The sequence below is a fragment of the Paenibacillus sp. FSL K6-2524 genome (genome assembly GCF_038005525.1).
GTDB classification, from domain to species: domain Bacteria; phylum Bacillota; class Bacilli; order Paenibacillales; family Paenibacillaceae; genus Fontibacillus; species Fontibacillus anaericanus.
In genome coordinates this window covers 5,002,741-5,020,606 of the sequence record NZ_JBBOSP010000001.1, presented here as the reverse complement: position 1 = coordinate 5,020,606, position 17,866 = coordinate 5,002,741, and the positions used below count along the sequence as shown (strand labels likewise).

The 17,866-nt window shown below is 36.1% G+C and carries 13 protein-coding genes, 2 pseudogenes and 1 other annotated feature; of the genes and pseudogenes, 8 read left to right on the top strand and 7 right to left on the bottom strand.

Going from position 1 to position 17,866, the window contains the following annotated elements; genetic code table 11:
• The first annotated feature begins 349 nt into the window (after nt 1-349).
• Nucleotides 350-553: an IS3 family transposase gene (locus NST85_RS23170; protein ID WP_341190523.1), complete on the top strand. Its 204-nt coding sequence runs from the start codon at nt 350-352 to the stop codon at nt 551-553.
• Between the two features lie 82 nt (nt 554-635).
• On the opposite strand, the pseudogene NST85_RS23165 reads toward NST85_RS23170, so the two are convergent.
• Nucleotides 636-2,095: pseudogene (locus NST85_RS23165) on the bottom strand (IS1182 family transposase).
• A gap of 595 nt (nt 2,096-2,690) precedes the next feature.
• Between NST85_RS23165 and NST85_RS23160 the strand changes: the two are divergent.
• The 3 genes and pseudogenes from NST85_RS23160 (at nt 2,691) to NST85_RS29395 (ending at nt 8,286) form a co-directional block, all read left to right on the top strand.
• A complete protein-coding gene (locus tag NST85_RS23160; protein ID WP_341190522.1) occupies nt 2,691-4,832 on the top strand; it encodes a hypothetical protein in 2,142 nt (713 codons plus the stop codon).
• Nucleotides 4,833-5,277: 445 nt separating this feature from the next.
• Nucleotides 5,278-5,482 (top strand) — a binding site (T-box leader).
• 41 nt (nt 5,483-5,523) lie between these two features.
• A complete protein-coding gene (locus NST85_RS23155) occupies nt 5,524-6,294 on the top strand; it encodes a nucleotidyltransferase domain-containing protein (RefSeq protein ID WP_341190521.1) in 771 nt (256 codons plus the stop codon).
• Between the two features lie 653 nt (nt 6,295-6,947).
• A pseudogene (locus tag NST85_RS29395) lies at nt 6,948-8,286 on the top strand (IS110 family transposase).
• A gap of 221 nt (nt 8,287-8,507) precedes the next feature.
• On the opposite strand, the gene NST85_RS23140 reads toward NST85_RS29395, so the two are convergent.
• The 4 genes from NST85_RS23140 to NST85_RS23125 form a co-directional block, all read right to left on the bottom strand.
• Nucleotides 8,508-9,161 carry a hypothetical protein gene (locus NST85_RS23140; protein WP_341190518.1) on the bottom strand — a complete coding sequence of 218 codons (654 nt, stop codon included), beginning with the start codon at nt 9,159-9,161 and terminating at the stop codon, nt 8,508-8,510.
• A gap of 550 nt (nt 9,162-9,711) precedes the next feature.
• A complete protein-coding gene (locus NST85_RS23135; RefSeq protein ID WP_341190517.1) occupies nt 9,712-10,929 on the bottom strand; it encodes a protein kinase domain-containing protein in 1,218 nt (405 codons plus the stop codon).
• A 309-nt stretch (nt 10,930-11,238) separates the two neighbouring features.
• Nucleotides 11,239-12,531 carry a hypothetical protein gene (locus NST85_RS23130; protein WP_341190516.1) on the bottom strand — a complete coding sequence of 431 codons (1,293 nt, stop codon included), beginning with the start codon at nt 12,529-12,531 and terminating at the stop codon, nt 11,239-11,241.
• 447 nt (nt 12,532-12,978) lie between these two features.
• Nucleotides 12,979-13,560 carry a hypothetical protein gene (locus tag NST85_RS23125; RefSeq protein ID WP_341190515.1) on the bottom strand — a complete coding sequence of 194 codons (582 nt, stop codon included), beginning with the start codon at nt 13,558-13,560 and terminating at the stop codon, nt 12,979-12,981.
• A 140-nt stretch (nt 13,561-13,700) separates the two neighbouring features.
• Between NST85_RS23125 and NST85_RS23120 the strand changes: the two genes are divergently transcribed.
• Both NST85_RS23120 and NST85_RS23115 read left to right on the top strand, forming a co-directional pair.
• Nucleotides 13,701-13,871 carry a hypothetical protein gene (locus NST85_RS23120; protein WP_341190514.1) on the top strand — a complete coding sequence of 57 codons (171 nt, stop codon included), beginning with the start codon at nt 13,701-13,703 and terminating at the stop codon, nt 13,869-13,871.
• 151 nt (nt 13,872-14,022) lie between these two features.
• On the top strand, nt 14,023-14,172 hold the full coding sequence (locus NST85_RS23115) for a hypothetical protein (protein ID WP_341190513.1): 150 nt from the start codon (nt 14,023-14,025) through the stop codon (nt 14,170-14,172).
• 373 nt (nt 14,173-14,545) lie between these two features.
• Here NST85_RS23115 and NST85_RS23110 read toward each other — a convergent pair whose 3' ends face one another.
• Complete coding sequence (locus NST85_RS23110; protein WP_341190512.1) at nt 14,546-14,728, bottom strand: hypothetical protein; 183 nt, start codon at nt 14,726-14,728, stop codon at nt 14,546-14,548.
• A 278-nt stretch (nt 14,729-15,006) separates the two neighbouring features.
• Nucleotides 15,007-15,996, bottom strand: coding sequence for a DGQHR domain-containing protein (locus tag NST85_RS23105; protein WP_341190511.1), 990 nt, complete (start codon nt 15,994-15,996; stop codon nt 15,007-15,009).
• A 133-nt stretch (nt 15,997-16,129) separates the two neighbouring features.
• On the opposite strand from NST85_RS23105, the gene NST85_RS23100 reads away from it, so the two are divergent.
• Both NST85_RS23100 and NST85_RS23095 read left to right on the top strand, forming a co-directional pair.
• A complete protein-coding gene (locus tag NST85_RS23100) occupies nt 16,130-16,471 on the top strand; it encodes a helix-turn-helix domain-containing protein (RefSeq protein WP_341190510.1) in 342 nt (113 codons plus the stop codon).
• 291 nt (nt 16,472-16,762) lie between these two features.
• Entirely contained in the window at nt 16,763-17,629 is an 867-nt protein-coding gene (locus NST85_RS23095) for an NYN domain-containing protein (RefSeq protein WP_341190509.1), read from the top strand.
• Nucleotides 17,630-17,866: the final 237 nt, after the last annotated feature.

Below are 17,866 nucleotides of genomic sequence, written 5' to 3'. Positions count from 1 at the left end.
AGTAGTCCCTTTAACGATAAGATTTTTTTATGCTATGTAAAGTGTGTTGGTGAATCCATAAAATGATCTGCCTTTTTGAAATGATTGGCTTACATACTTTGCTCTGTTATGTACTGAAGTGGGTCTAACGTTTGGTGGGACGAATGTATTGGAATAAAAGTGCAGAGGTTTTGCGGAGTCAATGATAGTTTAAAAGTGTTAGTTATGGACCCGAATAGAAAGGGGGGATATCTGATGCATAAAACAACTCATATAGATCACAATTTGAAAATTGCACTGATCAATACACTCTCGGACAAGGCTTCAAGAAGGCGTCTGACGCGGTTGCTTATGTACTCGTATTTCAGAGATGTTTGCTGATAAAATCACGCAGAAGCAACACCAAGAAGTTCTGAAGCGCGTTGAGAAGACCTCTGTGAGTCTAGTTGAGTTTGAGGAACTACGTTCCTGTATCGACGACAATATCGGGCTTTACAACACCGATCAATTACAGTGGACATTAAATAAGATGACCCCCAACGAATTCGAGGCCACTGAAAAACTTGCGTTTTAATTAGTTGAAGGCATGCTTTAAATCAAAAAGACGATATCCCGTTCGAATTCGAACGGAATATCGTTTTTTTCTCTTTATTCTCTTACTTTGATTCTTTCATAAGTGTAATGATTCGCTTGAGATTAACAGAAAATATCGCCATGGCACCTTGCATTTGCATACCAATTAGACCCGAGGAAGATGCCACATCATACCCATGTCTGTGTTTGAGTTCACTATTTTTTGCCTCGATTTTATACCGCTCTTTCGATTTCTCTTTGAAATCATTGCTATTTTGAAACATTTCTTGTTCTTTATGTTCTGTCGATCTGATGGTTACAGAATAAGTTTTACTTTTTGCTCCTTCTTTATAACACCCATTCCTCATAGGCATAATTTGCATTTTTCAATATCAAACATGTAGGTATCTTTTTGGTTTTCATTGACACCTTTTTTTCCTGTGCGCGCTTTGCGAATCGCCATATGTCCTGCGTTACATACATACATTCCAGCATCTTTATTGAACTCAAATTCTTCTTCTTTTTTTCGAGTTCCTTGTGTAATATTTGGATTTAATTTAGCCACTAATTGTAACTCGTTTCGACTAGCATACTGAATATTATTCTTTTCCGAATAAGCTGTATCCCCAATTACTGTATCGATTTTCATTCCTGTCCCACGACTTTTTTCAATCAATATTTGAAGCTGTTTCCCATCACATTTTTCACCCGTCGTAATTACCGCAGATGTAATAATACGTTCTTCATTCATCGCAATATGTGTTTTATAGCCAAAGAAAGAGGAGTCGGCTGTTTTATGACCGACACGTGCATCTGGATCATTGGAGAGTTGAAGGTGCTCTTCGTGATCTTCAATAATTTCTTTTAAATAGTTCAGCTTTTCTTTTACTTTTGGGTATTCGCGAATCGCCTTTTCTTTTTCCACGATATGAATAACTTTCCGGCAATAGTCCAGTTCATCTAATAATTCGTTTGTCGTTGTTTTTGATGGGAATTTATCTTTCATCTTTTCATCGATTTGATAAACTGCTTTTCGTAGCAGTTTAGATTTCTCCATCAAGATCTCTTTGGGTGATTTCTGATTGTAACGCGCTTTTGTATGTGTGGCGTCCACAATAATAGCGCTACTTTTTATGATTTCTTTCTCCAATGCAATTTCCACTGTTTTTTGAATAAGCATGTCGAGCAGGTTTACATCTTTCAAACGAAGTTTGCGAAACTTCGTTAAAGAACTCGAATTTATAACTTCATCTTCCGGGGCAGTATCCAGGAAATATTTAAAGGACATGTCATATCTAGAACGTTCAACGACATCCACATCGGATAAATCAAAAATTGATTTCAGCAATAAGTATTTGAACATACGAATGGGAGGCACTGCATTGCGACCGTTATCAAGGCAATATTTATTTTGTAATTCTTCATGGACAAAGGAAAAATCAACGAGGTCATTGATTTGACGAAGCATATTATCTTTAGGTACGACTATATCGTAAATCCCCATATATGGGCTGAGGTTAAGAGATTGTTGGTTTGAAATCATCCGAGACACCACCTAGAATTAATGCAACCATTATACTGCAAAACAGGATACCTTCCCCGAAAAAAATCGAGGAAAGTATCCTGTTTTTAAGATATGAACTTTTTCAGTGGCCTCAACGAATTCAGGGGCCATCTCATAGCCTTAAACAAGGTTCTTTTTATTTATTGTCCTCAATTAAGGTTACAGCTCACACCTGCTCTTTTAAGGTTATATTCTTCATTCAGTTGAGTTTATAAAATGAACATTCAATGCCCAAAGCTAACTAGGCAATCAACAAAATGTTCGCTTTACTTGAACAACCAATTTAAGTGTGATAGGAATGAATGTTCCATAAGAAGGGATTGATATCCTATCAAACGATAAAATAAAAAGATCATTGACAACAACATCCAAATTAAACTATAGTTAAATTGTGGAAGGTGTGTTGTCTATATGGCAATAGCATCTTGCAGTTGGGATTTGCAACTCTATATGGGGGCAATTCAAATCGGCATCGATAATTTGTATTTTCGAGATGCCCACCTACTTGGATGAGGCATCTTTTTTGATGCCAACTTTCCGCATACGTTAATATAATGTAAATGGAGGAAGTTGAATGAAACCTTGTATTTTCCCTAGTGTCCATGGTATACCCCGTCTAGCAATGATTGGACCATCAGCTGCATCAAAAAGTACTATGGCTTATAACATGTTAGCTAAAGAGCTTCGCGAGATTATTAATAATATTATCGGTCCAACAACTGGACAGCACACAATTATCAAAACGAATTTTTTGGGGGACGAGGATTTTAAAGATCCCACTACTGTAAAATTACGAATCTCCTTAAAAAAGGAGTTTGATTCGGACGAACTACTTAGTGCACTTGACTTTAATCTCCGAAACTTTGTAAGCCGCTCTAATAGTTCTGGCATTCCACTATCTAATCTTAAAAAGTATGTTTCAGAGTTGAAATTCGTAGAAAATCTCCTTACGGAAGTTAACGGCACTGTCCGCTTAGAAAAACTTCGTTCCGATGAATTTAGCAATCTACTTCAACACTGTGTCCTTTCTCTACTAGATAATTTCAACACATCTGTTGTAGATGCTGACATAGCCAAAATGAAAAACGACAAACAACAAAATGATACCAAGTTGGTCTCCTTTAGCAACCAATTAAGAGTTTTATGGGATAAAGAATTAAAAACCGAGAAAAGCCCTACAGAGCAGTTTGTTAACTATATCAAGTCAGAGATCATGTACAAACTTTCGAATACAGTACCTCTAGAAGAATATCAAAAGGATAATCAAATATCATGTGAAATTGACCTCAAAAATGATTTGGATAAAGAAAGCTTGAGGAAATTGTTAGATCCATACGAACCGTTTTCCATAATTGTAAAAGAGTATGAAATTGCTCATGGCTTTAGCGATCAATTACTATCTATTTTAAAAATAAGAACAAACGAAAGAATTGGGCCCAATAAAATTCTTCCCTTCCGAGTTGTTCTCGTCGATAACCCAGGGTTAACACAAGATTCAAATGCGACCGAGTACAATATGAAGAAAAGACTAAAAACAGCTCTAAATTGCGATATTGATGGAATATTGCTAATGCTTCCGACTAATTCGTTTGATGCAATCACGCAAGCAATGAAAAATTTATTTTCCAATCAAAGTGAAGAGGGACGACAAATTCGGCAGAGCAAAATCCAAATTCATGCAGCAATTACTCGTGCGGATGAGAAAGTAACGCCTAATTCTGATGTTGACTATGATCAAGATACCTATATAAGTGAAATGAACAACATTTATATGTCTCTAAAGAGCCTAGAGGAATCTGCTATTCAAAACTTCTCAGCTAAGACAGCAAAATGCGTGACCAATCAATACAAAAAGGTGAAAGCATACCTTAATGATCTTAAAGAACATGGACAAGAAGAACTTGCAAATAACTTTGATATTCTTCTAGCTAATCATTCAGGATTAAACTATTTATTTGAAATTGTATCGGATTTGCAAAAACAGATTTTTTCTTTCAATTCTTCATTTTCTTCGAATGCAGAGCCGATTATCCTTAAATCAGTTGCAAATAATATTGAAGAGCAGCATTTTAAAGTAGATCTCATCTCCGATAATTTTGCAAAAGAAGCCGCCAAAGATATAGCAGATTCAAGCAAGTCGTACCACTTCGACGAATGGCTACATTGGGTTACAGCATTTGCATTCCGTGATTCAGTGATAAATGGCACCAAATTCGTGTCTAAAGCGATGATTCACGGAAGAATCAACATCTATATTGATGGTGATGTTCTTAATGCGATCAATCGAAAGTGGATTAACCAAACTTGCAATTTTACCATTCGTAATGTCGATTTTTCTCACGAACGCTCTTCTTCCCTCCTAAGAGCACTAGGCATATCATCAGACAACGTTGATGAAAACGTGATTGAAAATTCGTTGAAAGACTTCTTCTTCCAAAACTTCACAGATACTTCACTGTGGAGATTTTATAGAGCTATGTCAAGAACAGTACGCCGATTAAGCTATCAGGAACCTTGGATTATGAAGCGTGTAGATGATGCTTTTAGAGAAGCGTATTGGAAGTTGGATGGGGATGCTTCAACTGCCGTTTATAATATGTTACATGAATACAAAAAAATCTATCAGTCAGATGATTTTTATCAGACTATTATCGAAGTGATGAATGACGAGCTGACCAAAGAATTTAACAAGCTCTTCTACGTGGTCTATAGTTAATTGGTTAATGTACACTGACAGCAATACTCAACATTTTTAACTATTTAATATTAAAAAGCGTAACCGCCATAAAGGTTACGCTTTTTGTTTTATTTATTTGTATTTGTCAGAAGAAAATAAAGTATTAAACTTGAGATGTTGAATGGACGCGGTTTTTGTATTGGGAAAATCGTCAACTATAGAAAAATAAGTTTTAGACTGCCCTGCGATTATGATGTATTAAGTAACAAAATCAGAAAATAAAGTATTTTCTTAGTGCTTAAGTTAAGATAAGTCCCCTGTTTAAGCATTACATGCTACCCGCGTAAGTTCTTTAATAGGTGATTGGAAATGGAATATAATGAGGAGGACGTAGCCCAAGCGAAGGCGCGGGAGCTCTAACGGGAGTTATCTTGAGCAAGTTCTTGACTAAGGTGACGGGAAAGAGTAATATTTAACCAATATCCGTAAATCAATGATGGAACAAAAGTAAATCATTAAACTTTTCACAGGAAAGGGTTTCATGACTGAGAAAACCCTAGAGTACTGATTGAAAATGCCAGTTCCAGAGTATGGCTAATACCCATCGGTTTGACCCGTTATAGTCAATTAAGGTGGCTGTGTGAAAATACAGCAACCTGGGTGGTACCGCGATTAATATCGTCCCAGAGCATTTGGCTTTGGGGCGTTTTTTATTTTGGGAGGAGTCTATATGATATTAGAAAAAGTTATAAAAAGAATTGTAATACAAAGTGAATATAAGGATTTTGTTGATAAGTATATAGATAATATACTTACCGAATTTAAAGGTAAGATTCATAGCATTTATATGTGTGGCTCGATTCCAAAAGGAACTGCTAAACCTTTTAAGTCAGATGCAGACTTTACTATTGTATGTGTAAATCCCAATGATATTGATTACGAAAGATTGTCAAATATTAAAGACAGGCTGTTGGAAGAATATCCATTACTAACTAAGATTGATACGATAATTTGCTCGATTGACGATGTATTAAGCAAACCAAATGAGTGGGGTTTTTGGATTAAGATAATTTGTGTTTGCATATATGGTCATGACGTTGGTGAAAAAGTACCACCGATAATTATTTCTCCAGAGTTCATTTTAGACTTAAATACAGAGACCAAGGAGGAAGTAGATCGTGTACGTAGTTCACTTTCTAATGCTAGTGATAACACAATGAAAACTAGATATATTAAAGGTTACTCTAAGAGATTAATTCGTGCATTATACTCTTTAATTTTAGAAGATACAGGTGTATGGCAAGATGACATTATTAAGATGAAGAATGCCATATTAAACTATTGTGAGATTGACTCCGCTTTAGTTGATTATCTCTACGCTTGTTACTTGGATAGTAATAATGTACTTGTTGAAGAGTTTCTGGGAATTGCAGATGAAGTATATAGCTATTTTGAGAACGCGTTAAATGCAATGGCTGCTTCCAGAACTTCCTTCGACTAAAACAATATTGACGCTTCGGATCACTCTGAGAAGCAAGTGACCACATTCAGCCCCCTAAGCCCGTCGGGACGTCACTGCATTAGGTGTTCGGCAAGCCTCACAACTATAAGCAGCGACTGAACGTTAGTTCAATAAATAGGCTTTTACCACTTTTGAGCAACATGCTAAAATGCATTAGTGCCAGTTAACCTCTGAGTCTAATGTGGAGCTTAGAAAGACTTCTATAAAGTATTTGTGGTAACTGGTACGGTATTTAGAAGGAATTAGCTCCTATTATGGAGTATATATTATTGTGCAGTGACCTCTCAGGGAACAACCGCCCAGAATAGGTTTGGAGCCGGCAGGACATCCTCCTGGACTTCTTTAACAGAAATGAGGCGCTCCATGTTTTTGGCGCTGCACATTTGATGATTATTCAACCTGTCGAAATGACAGGTTTTTTGCATAGAAAAACAAAGAACTTAACAGAGAAAGCAGGAAATTGTTTCCTTATGTCGAAAGAACTTAATAGAAGCCCTTTAAAGTTATTGAGGCGGATTCTCGACCTCTCAGTTTATTTTGGGTAATGCATCGAATCAAAAACCTGACATGCTACATTGGGCCCATTGCGGAGCTCTTAAGAAAACTTGGTTAATCTGGTGCAAATGATTCGAATAGGTGATCATAAGTTGAACAATTTTATGCTTACGGATACAAGCATTATTGAAGGCCAAGACAACTCTAGATCTTTTTATCCCTTCTATGTTGGAATAGATATCGGTTCGGATTTCCATGTTGCTGCTTGCATTCCATTTGAAAAGTTCCGCAGTGAGAAGGAATGGAAACGCAGTAAAACGATGAAGTTTAACTCGGATAGCCAAGGAATTACGAAGTTTATCCATGCTCTAGAAGAAATTCAAGCACAATTCGGGTATAAACCCCAGGATTTCTTTATATTACTGGAGCCAACTGGCGGACATTATTCATATTTAGTTGTTCGTGTTCTATTAGATCAAGGCTATTCTATATATCAGGTTGAAAATAAAGCTGTAAAAGATTTTCGTGAACGCCAGCTAGGACTTAATGAAAAATCCGATGAAATTGATGCTAGAATCATGGCCTATATGGGATGGCACAAAACCCTTCATCCTGATATGCGTTCGGTGCGAATAGTTCGTCCTGCAAGTGCAGAGCAGGTTTTGTACCGTACATTAACTAGAGATCGCTGGTTACTTACTTCTCAATTAACGAGACGTAAGAATCAAGTTCAGCAATTATTTTCTGCAAACTCTAATAACAATTGGTGCAAAGACTACTGCTACGAAAGCCTCTATGACCTTGGCAGAGCTGTTACCTAGCACATTAGCCCTAAACATTCCACACCTATCTGAACGGCAAACGTGGCTAATTGAAGAAGCTTTGCGTATAGATGAAGCGATAAAAAGCATGGATAAACAGATAGCTTCCCTGCTTTATGGTGATAAAGAAAAAGGATATAAACCTCATCCTTATACAAAAATACTTATGTCCTTCCCTATCATGAGTGAATCTATGGCTTGTACATTTATCGGCGCTATTGGTGATATTGAACGTTTCTCAACATATTTAGAGCTTAAAAAGTATCTTGGGGTTGCTACAGAGAATAAAATTTCCGGCACATCCGTTTTTAAGAGTAGGCAGACATACGAGGGTGTTAGAGATACTCGCAGAGTGCTATTCTTAATGACTTTGCTACTAATATCTCCAAAAATAAGTGAAAATAGCTTTCGTGTTTATTATAAGCGATTAGTTGATCGAGGAATGGCGAAGAGAAAAGCAATAGGTCATGTATGCGGTAAGATAGCCCAAGTTTTATACTCATGCCTTAAAAACAACGAACCGTATGATCCGTTCAAACACGCGAGCAAAATGGGAGTAATCCTTGATAGCGATAAAGTGAAATTAAAGATCCCAGCTAATTTAGAAGATTACGAACGTCAGGCAGATGAGTTAGCTGACGATGATGTCTTATAAACGACAGTGTCTTACACTGCCTTAAATAGAACATAAATAGCCCATTGCCCTACAAATTGGAAATTTAGGATCTTCCAAATCACGGTGATGGGCTCATTGAATTTTTATAAGCATTACACTACATTAGACTAGAAATGCAGTAATGAAGATTTTAGGGTTTTGCCCTTAAAATCTCTGATCTAAATCACTATATTCACATGATCAATCTAACACCTACAACATCAGTAATCGCTAGGCTGACCACGCACCTTTGAAATCCTTATATCACGATTCCTTAACCTTTCTCTCACATCTTCTCTCGTACCTACCATACCCTGATTTAAGCAATAATCTATAGGAAACTTGTTTACTAATTGATTCTCAAGATTTCCGGATAGCAGAGGGTAATTAATAAAATCACACTCAGGACAACGACGTACAAATATTCTCGTAGTGTCTAAAGCCCTAAAGCAATCTATCGATAGTGAATACACCCCGATATCCTCCGCGAGACGATCCAATGGAATTTGTTTGCCCCAATGTTCTTTTATTCTTCTTTTTATATCGTGACTTATCCCAATATAAGCTTGACAATAATCGTCTAAAACCATAATGTAGAATCCTTTGACCTCGTTTACAGAATTAAGGTCAGTAATTTCAACAAAGGTATACGAATCTACTAACCTATGCAATTCTGCATTAAACTTATCCCAAGACAGAGTTTTGAAGTATTTCATATTAAGATCGAAATTGATCAGAGCCTTCTCGAATTTATTCTTTAAGCCTTCAAGGTGGGGAGAGGTAAAATCTTTACTCCTAAGTTTTATATAGTTATCAGCGATTAATCTAAATCCACCCTCTTTATTGCGGAAATTTACCCTGAAATGTGTGGTCATTATATTCCGTCCTCCTAACCCTGTCCCTTAAAACAAACCCAACTTAACAAAAAATCCCGATTCGCCCTAAAACACAAGTTTTATGGAGCGGACTAAAATCAGAATTTCCAAATTATTAAAGCCCATTATAAGAGAATCAGTCTACAACTTTATTTTTCAGTCTAACACTTTATTTTCTTTTAACATTCATAAGTATATCTCCCTTTTGAGAATTCAATTAAAAAAAGGAATCGGACCTTATCCGATTCCACATTGTTTTTCGCACATCTATGATGTGAATTCACCTTAAGTCAGGGTTAATCTCGGTACGCGCCGGAAAACATCCTTTTTTCGAGCATAACGAACAGGATCAAGTCTCCATTCCCTACTCAACGTTCCTGTTTCTTGGAGCGACTTCCGCTACGCATAGTTTGGTAATTTCTCAATTCTGAAATGAGTCAAACCATCGAGACTGTTATAAATCATTAACTCAATGCATAGGCTTTGTTGTTAGATTCGAAGGCAACACAGCTGTAATTGAGAGATTCCTAGCGAATTCAACTTAAAGCTATTAGAGTTTTCGTGAACTTAATTCCTGTATACGCGGTGTTATCCGCCGAAAGGATTGAGCCATCTCGTTTACGGTATTAAAACGACGATTAAGATCAGGACTGGTTGCGGTTTCAAAAAATTCGTATACGGATTCGTCCTTTATGGCCGAGAGCTCTTTTTTTCCAGTAAGTATATAGCATATGATGAAAGCAAGTGCAAAAACTTCGTGACGAACTTCATAGTTTTCAAACCCGATAATTCTCAAATTTGAATCGTTCAGTGATCCTTTAAACTCGGTCCCTGGACGTGTCAGTCGAATATGTGGATGTTTCGCCAAACCAAAATCGGCAACCTTAAGAAACACACTACCATCAGTATGCTTCTTGATAAGAATGTTGGTATATGAAATGTCCCGGTGCAAAAGACCTTCATGATGGATATAAGAAAAGGCCCGGAAAAGTTGTGTTATGAGTTGAATTCGTGCAATTATGGAAAGTCGATCATTCCATTTGAAGATGTATTTATCAAGTGTTAGAGGGACGAATTCCATTGTGTACGAATGATTTTGATTATCGTATTCAAAAGCTTGGATAATAAAAGGAGAGTCAAGTTTCTTTAAGTCGTCAAATTCGTTCCGTAACCGTGTGAGGTCTGCAGCAGTCAAGTTATTTAACGCTCGTTTTTGAGCGATCCATAGGTCATAACTTTCATCTCTATATTTAAAGACTTGCGCATATGAACCTTCCCCAACGAAAATTAATGGATACGCCCTCGACGGATTGTTCGGTACCGAGACTGAATGTTTAAGATGAAAAATATTGCGATGATCGATTAGTTCGATCTCTTCAAGATCATCCGGAATAGGACTGCCATTAGTAGGTCTTATAAAAGTTTTGCATTTTTTTAACAACTCATCATAAGATGGATCTAGCTCAAATTCAAATTCGGTATTTTTTAAGTTCATTTTTAAAGATCCGAGCATTTGAATAATGGCTAAAAGCTTCCGGCTTTCATTTGCATTATAATGATGGTTTCCTAGATGTTTCGCAAACAGATAACGAAGTAGCTCATTCAATTCATAATGTAATGCAGAGAACAGCCATTGCTGATCCCTGTGAGAAAACACTAAATAGTAGTCTTCATAAATTCGGATATTGTCAACTCCAAATAAATCTTGAAAATCAAGAAGTTTACGCTTCATTAAAGCAACACTATCATTATGAGTAAAAAGATCCATATGAATTTCATCTCCAAGAAAAATTTCTCCATTTGACTAACCTCAAAGGCTGGCCTCAGATAATCCTATTTATAACAAGAGATAATATATACAAATTATTCCTTTTAAAATTATAACACATAAGTTAATAAAACTAGCGCTTTAACCTTTCAGCTATTCCGCCAGTTTCTTCAATAAGGATTAATAGCCTTTGAGCCAACCTGTGAACTATGTAACTCTGGAAAATTTCATGTTGTAAGAGGAGGAGATTAATATAAGGGAAGGATCAAATAATAAAGAGAATCAGGGATGATCCCTGATTCTCTTTTATTAGAAATGTGTATAAGGACTAAGATCTATTTCATGACCAATTGTTTCTTTTGCAAAAACTTGTATTTCTTCTACCATTGTACCGAGATCAAATAACCTGAATATCTGAGAGGTGGAATCCATTGTTGTAAAGAGTGATTTATAATCTTCTTCACTAAATTGGTTTAAGCTCGGTCTTACCTGTTGTCTAAATAATTCGTATGAATTATTAAAACTTGTACTTTTGGAGAAATTATGAATAATCAATTTATTGTATTCCCCAGGTTTACCTGCATCTTCTGCGAGGCTCTTAACTATAACAATCGAACTGGGGATAGGTTCCTGAGAATTGTGGATTGCGTAACTTACCTTTGCTAAATGTTCTTCGGAGTTTTCACTTATGAACCAGGCATTAACAAGCCTAGCGAAGTTTCCAGTGATTAGTTCTACCATTTTCGCTTTAACTTCTTCTTCAAGCAATGAAAATAATCTAGGGGCTTGTTTGAAAAAATCAATGAGAAAGGTGATTTGTAATTTTCCTAGTGTAATATTACTATAAAAATTTCTTTCCCCATCAAATGCTGAATAGATTAAATGAGGATGTGTTTTTTGTAGTAATATAAGGACCTCGGAATTTGCATCTATGTTGGCTTTTGTGTCCTCATTTTCAATCCGAAACGTCAATTTCCATAGCGCCCGAAAAAGTCTTTGAATTCCCTTTTCATTAAGAAAGCGAATATATTTTTTTGAAATCACTCTTTCAAAACTGCCATCAGTATTCCAGAACCCTCCCCATGTCTCGTATAGTTCAGGAATATTTTTTATTATTCTGTCTACTATATGTGAAGTAAACATAGAGGGTTTTATTAGAACTCCTTCTAACATATTTCGTATGTGTGACCGAGCTGTTTCCTTATTAGGAGTGAATAAAACATCTTCTTGTGTGATTGCCGGGTGAGCTGATAAATTTCGATGGGCTTTTAGAGCTTCAATATTAGCCTTGTCGTGTAGATCCAACATCTTGGTATTTGTAAAAATCCTTTCCACTAATGTGTTTTCCCATTTAGAAGATGTCAAATCTCTGTTTCTCATTTGTTCTATTTCATCGATTATCTTCTGTGCTCCTGAGTCTTCCTCTTGATCAATTAAGTCTTTGAGTTTAAAAATCAAGTCTGCAATGACAACAGTATATAAGGACACAACTACAGACCTATAGTTCCCATTGTTATAAGAACTTAGAACTTCTTTAAAATATTCTTTGGTTTGTGGTTGGTATATTTTTTCTGCAGCTAAATCTAAGGAAAAATCACTCATAATTTTCTGGTCACCTCTATTTTCTTTTCAGTATTATTCATTTGTTATTTTACTATAATGTTTATCAGGCAGTTAGAAAAAATTATCTATATCCGTTTTTACCACCAAAATTTAGGGTTAGATTTGGTGTTAGAACGTTAAGTGAATACTTAAAATATAGGTGTAACTATAAGTGCCACACTCAATCTCTGATACCTATAACAATAAAATATTTGAAGCCGTCGAAAAAAATATGATATTAGCAATGACAACAAATGATTGAGCACACATACCATTGAAGAGGAATGATCATAACAGCAAGTTTTATTAACCCACCGTAAATACGAAGTGTTTGAACCGCTGGCCCTGGATATGACCATAGCGAAAAAACGGTTCGAAACCACATATAATTAATTTGAATCACATAAAGTCAAAGGCCCTCTCCATAAACAAGAGAGGGCTTTACTATTAGTATTCCGGAGGCTTCTGAGTTGTCATATAGTCCGGGTCTTGATCGTCTTTGATGTCTTTAATGTCCCTAAAGTGGATTTTCCGTTTTAATAATCGGTACTCATCAAGCATTTCTATTTTATTGTTCGAATCGATGTAACATGGGATAAGAATATAACCCTGAGCCTGCTCATACATCTTTTTAAAATTCTCCAAATTATTTGAGTCAGGAGTTGGATACATCCTGTGAATTCTGGTGATGTTAGTTATGAGATCTGCTTTGAATCCATCTTTCTCAATTTGTGCCACGTTATTTTCTATGTCGGCACCAATATGGACTGCGTAGCTAAATTCCTTTTCTCCAGGAAGGGATCCTTCAACAATAGAAATTCTTAGCTCTTCATGCTCATCTACTTGCCCAAAGCGTTCACGCCAGCCTTTAAAAATTCGAATAGCTGCTCCTTTGTTCTTATAAGCCAATCCGAGAATTGGCGGTCCACCCTCTATGGCCCCAAAAAACACAGCACGCCATTGAGCCTTATCCCATAAATCGACATCAATAAAGCCCGTCACAAATAGGTTTTTCCCTTCTCCACTCAATACTATGACCCCCTTTTTAAAGATTAATTTAGTATATCATAGAGTTCTATTTTGGAATATGTAGGAAGTTTGTGCTTATAAAATTGGATTTTTTAATAGAGTGAACGATTATATGAAACCGCAGAGGGGAGGTGATTCGAGTGATAAGAAATCAAACAAAATATATCGGTCCACCGTACAAAGGCCTGGCACCCAATCAGGTCTTTTCTAATGGCATTCCAGAGCATTTTAAGGCGCTGCAGCTCTCAGGACCGGTTCAAAGGCTTCTCGTCCCCGTTCACCTTCTAACTGAAGCCAAAAGAAAGGTGTAAACGAAGGGGACGCAGGAATATAAGGCATTTTAAGATTTGCTGACAGAAAAAGCGGAAAATGAAAATAGTGAAGGGGTGAATCATGTAATGAGTAGGTTCATGTTATGACACGCCAGTACCGAATAAACAGTACAACAGTCAAGGACAACTTGTGAACCCTGCTGATTATTATGGTCCTAATGGATTGAAAGTGGATTTCTCGGGCGGTCCAGCAGGTGCCCAAACGGTGATGCTTCAGAACAATGCTACGACTGCAGGTAATGGCACGGAGTTCGCTCCGAGCACAGAAACCAGACACTAACTTTTGAGATCGTCGGGAGCAGCGCGAGCAAAACAATCGCTTTCGAGATTGCTGGTCCCAGTGGATTATACGGACCACATACAGCCTTTAACGTGAGCGATTCGACGAAGTTTGGCCTTCAGACAACGGGTGAAAGTAATGCAGCACCAGAGAGATGAAACTACACAACGAAAGCCTTCTTCCCCCCGCAGGTGCGCAGGAGATTTTTTTTTGTTAATCGGTTAAAATCTCTTATATCACCTGCATCCTTAGATTCTTTCCAAGTTAAGCGAACTTAATTATAGCAGATCACTAACATTAGTTTTCCAGAGATCTACTAACACGTATTGTTTTCTTGAGACCTGAGAAAACTTCTACAAGAATATTGAAGGCTCTATGCCCAATCTTCTGTCAGGTTCAATTTTCTCTTACAAATATCGCATTGCACCTCAATAACTAATCCTATACCAGTGGGGATAAATGTATACGCTAATTTAGCACCAGTTACATCGGTTGCCTCGCATGAGTCCCATTCCCTGATTTTTTGTTCCATTTCCTCTGTGATTTCGAATTTCATGATCTACCCTCATATCCTGGTTATTATATTTGGTTACTTTTTATAAAATTCGGCCACTTTTTAACTTCATAATATGATCTCTCCAAATTGTATATCGATACAATGCTCACGTCGAACATTCGGAGGTGTCGTCGGATAACGATCAGCATTATCAACACCATTAAATAGCAGCTCAAAGCTTCTCCTTTATAAGGTCTTATCCATACTGTAAGTACAGACTTCACTCCTTTTCAACCAAATAAGAGCCCCCATATTTATGAGGACTCTAAGTTGGTTTTTTAGACCATTTGAGAGATTAATTCATTTGCTAGTGTCCTAGATCCACTTAACCCTTTTATATACCTAAGTGGTCCAGTTGATGACCATTCTACATTCTTTAACTTTTTCACACACTTAGTAACTTGATTATAATCAATTGTTCTCTTTTCTTCTCCAACAGAAATTGAGAAAACTTCATTTCCAGCTATAGCTAAAGCATTTAAACATACAATATGAGTTAATCGATATTCTTTATAATTCAGCCATTCCTTATTAAATTGCTCTTTAATTGCATTAAAATAAACAAGGCATAACATGAGCTTTTCTTCTTTATCAAGATTTGCGACATGTTCAGCCTTCGTCAATAGTTCTAACATTTTATATAAGTTCTGAAGTGTAACGTGTCTTCCAACACTTCTTTTTCCTGTTAAAGTACTATTAAAGTGAAAAGGACTATCACCTCGTATAATCAATTGTGTCGCTACCCAACTGTTATCATCAGAATTTCGATGAAGATACTTACTTAGAGAGATTCCAATTCCCTTTGCTTTTGTATTAATCGTATCAAACAACATTATTTCTTCGTCTTCATCAAGGTAATGAAACGCCAAAAATGGAACACTAATTTCTGAATGAGTATCTTGTGTGTATCGCTTTATTCCACCTAAACGATGTTGTCCATCCATTAAAGATGCTTTGCCTCTGCAAATTAATCTCCCAAACGATGCTCTTGATTTGTCGTATGCACTAAACTCCCAATTGGACTCTGCATTTAGCAAAATAGGCGTAAATAATGCATCATCTCCCTTCGAGAGATACATTGCAAAATCGTTGCAACGTTGACTATCAACCGGCCGCTGATACCCTTTTCCTGATGGATGGTCATACGGTTTCACATAAGTAATCTGTAAAGCTGACATGGCAGAAAGGTTACCCAGATAGGCCACTTTTCCACGCATCTTATACTGCAACACATTTTCAATCACATGATGATGAATCAAAGATGTCATTTTCTATCTCTCCTCTTGCTATTTCTAAATTCATTTTAGGATATATATATCCTATTTTCAATTGGTATTATGTAGTTTATTACTCTTCATTTATCCCTATTTGTTGCCTACTCTTTATTAAAGAGGTGACAAAATGTCCAATATTTATTCTGATGTAGGAAAAAAAATTAGGATATATAGAAAAGCAAATAATTACACTCAGGAAGAACTAGGGGAGATCCTGAAAATTGATCATTCATACTTGGGCAGGATTGAAAGAGGAGAAATTAACGTAACCCTTGAGACACTTTCAAAAATAGCTGATGCTCTCAAAATTAGCCCCTCTCGGCTATTGGATATTAGAAATGAACGCTCAAAAGAGAGTTCTGATGCTTTGGATAAGATCAATGCTCTACTTCATACATTAGATACATCAGATCTTCAAGCTATTCATCGATTACTCAAAGAGGTATTATCTTTCAAACAATCATACTAAAATGAAAAGCAGCCGGAAGATCCACTTATTTCACAATGGATCTGCCAACTGCTTTTTTGTTTATACTTGATCACTCACACCATATCGCAATAACTGTATATGTTGAAACACTTCATCGGCAGGTGAATTTTATCCTGTGGAAAAAAGTGTATCACCCCTCAGCAAATTTTGCTATTATTTTCATTAGGACTAAGTGGGCAGAAAAAGCAACAATTGCAAACCAATATTTATTATTAAATTCATGTTCAAGCTTAGACTACTTTATTAATGTAAAACAGAGGAGAATCAGATGTGAGTACTAAATATACTAATGTATGCGTTGTAATTGATTATGAAAATGTTCATTGTAATCTTAGAAGCGAATACACCAATGTTTTTGAGAGGGACTTTTTTTTTAGACTTAGAAAACATCTTGAACAAAAGAACATGAAAGTTATAGATATTATTGCTTACTGTAATTTTGATTTGCCAGATCTACATAACTCGCGCCACCAATCCAAGTTGCACGAATTTGGAATTGAGACCAGACATACATCCAACAATAATAAGAATTACGCTGATATTCAAATTACAGTGGATACCATGGACATGATTTTCCAGAACAATCTGATAGATGGTATTGTTTTAATATCTGACGACAAAGATATGACTCCATTAATAAAGGCTGTGAAGAAACAAAGAGGTTTTGTACATTTGATCACATCTTCTAATAGCGGGGAATTAATACTTCAAACGCCAACAAGTCATTCTTTTTTCGATGAATTATACACAATTCCTGCAAGTGACGACAACCCCATTACAGAACATATTTACAATCATTTAAATGACCACATTAAACGTGAGTTTGTTGATAATGGTAAAGTGCCACCTCTGGTTTCATTAGATAGGGTAGTAGAGAACAATTTAGGATGGCTAAAAATGTTTGAATATGAAATTATCAGACATTTAATGAAGCTTGATACAGAAGGGAAAATTGCACTTCATAATTACCGCCTAAAAAATGGGGACGGGCTTGAATATGGAAAATCACATGTAGGTATTGTAACTGACACTTATTTATATCTTTTTAATGAAGACAACCCGATAAACAAAGTAAACGATACTTATAAAAAAGAACTAATTACTTCAACTTATAAAAAGTACATGAAAAAAGCTTGACAAATATAAAAATGGATGATACCCTTTAATAAATAACTTAGCTTCAACTAAAAACTTGCTTTAACAAACAACTCGTCTAAAAAAATACTTGTTTTACCAAATTACTGAAAAATGGATCTCACATGAGTGAGATCCATTTTTATTTGCATACGATTAAACACTACTAAGGCTTATCTAATCCAAGACGGGATATATGTAAGGTCCAATAAACGAATATAACACATAGCGAGAGAAGCA

What these genes read in the sequence shown, in the direction of transcription:
- NST85_RS23105 (WP_341190511.1), bottom strand. Translation starts at nt 15,996, where the DNA reads ATGACATCTTTGATTCATCATCATGTGATTGAAAATGTGTTGCAGTAT.
- NST85_RS23135 (WP_341190517.1), bottom strand. Translation starts at nt 10,929, where the DNA reads ATGGATCTTTTTACTCATAATGATAGTGTTGCTTTAATGAAGCGTAAA.
- NST85_RS23170 (WP_341190523.1), top strand. Translation starts at nt 350, where the DNA reads ATGTTTGCTGATAAAATCACGCAGAAGCAACACCAAGAAGTTCTGAAG.
- NST85_RS23100 (WP_341190510.1), top strand. Translation starts at nt 16,130, where the DNA reads ATGTCCAATATTTATTCTGATGTAGGAAAAAAAATTAGGATATATAGA.
- NST85_RS23130 (WP_341190516.1), bottom strand. Translation starts at nt 12,531, where the DNA reads ATGAGTGATTTTTCCTTAGATTTAGCTGCAGAAAAAATATACCAACCA.
- NST85_RS23155 (WP_341190521.1), top strand. Translation starts at nt 5,524, where the DNA reads ATGATATTAGAAAAAGTTATAAAAAGAATTGTAATACAAAGTGAATAT.
- NST85_RS23160 (WP_341190522.1), top strand. Translation starts at nt 2,691, where the DNA reads ATGAAACCTTGTATTTTCCCTAGTGTCCATGGTATACCCCGTCTAGCA.
- NST85_RS23110 (WP_341190512.1), bottom strand. Translation starts at nt 14,728, where the DNA reads ATGAAATTCGAAATCACAGAGGAAATGGAACAAAAAATCAGGGAATGG.
- NST85_RS23140 (WP_341190518.1), bottom strand. Translation starts at nt 9,161, where the DNA reads ATGACCACACATTTCAGGGTAAATTTCCGCAATAAAGAGGGTGGATTT.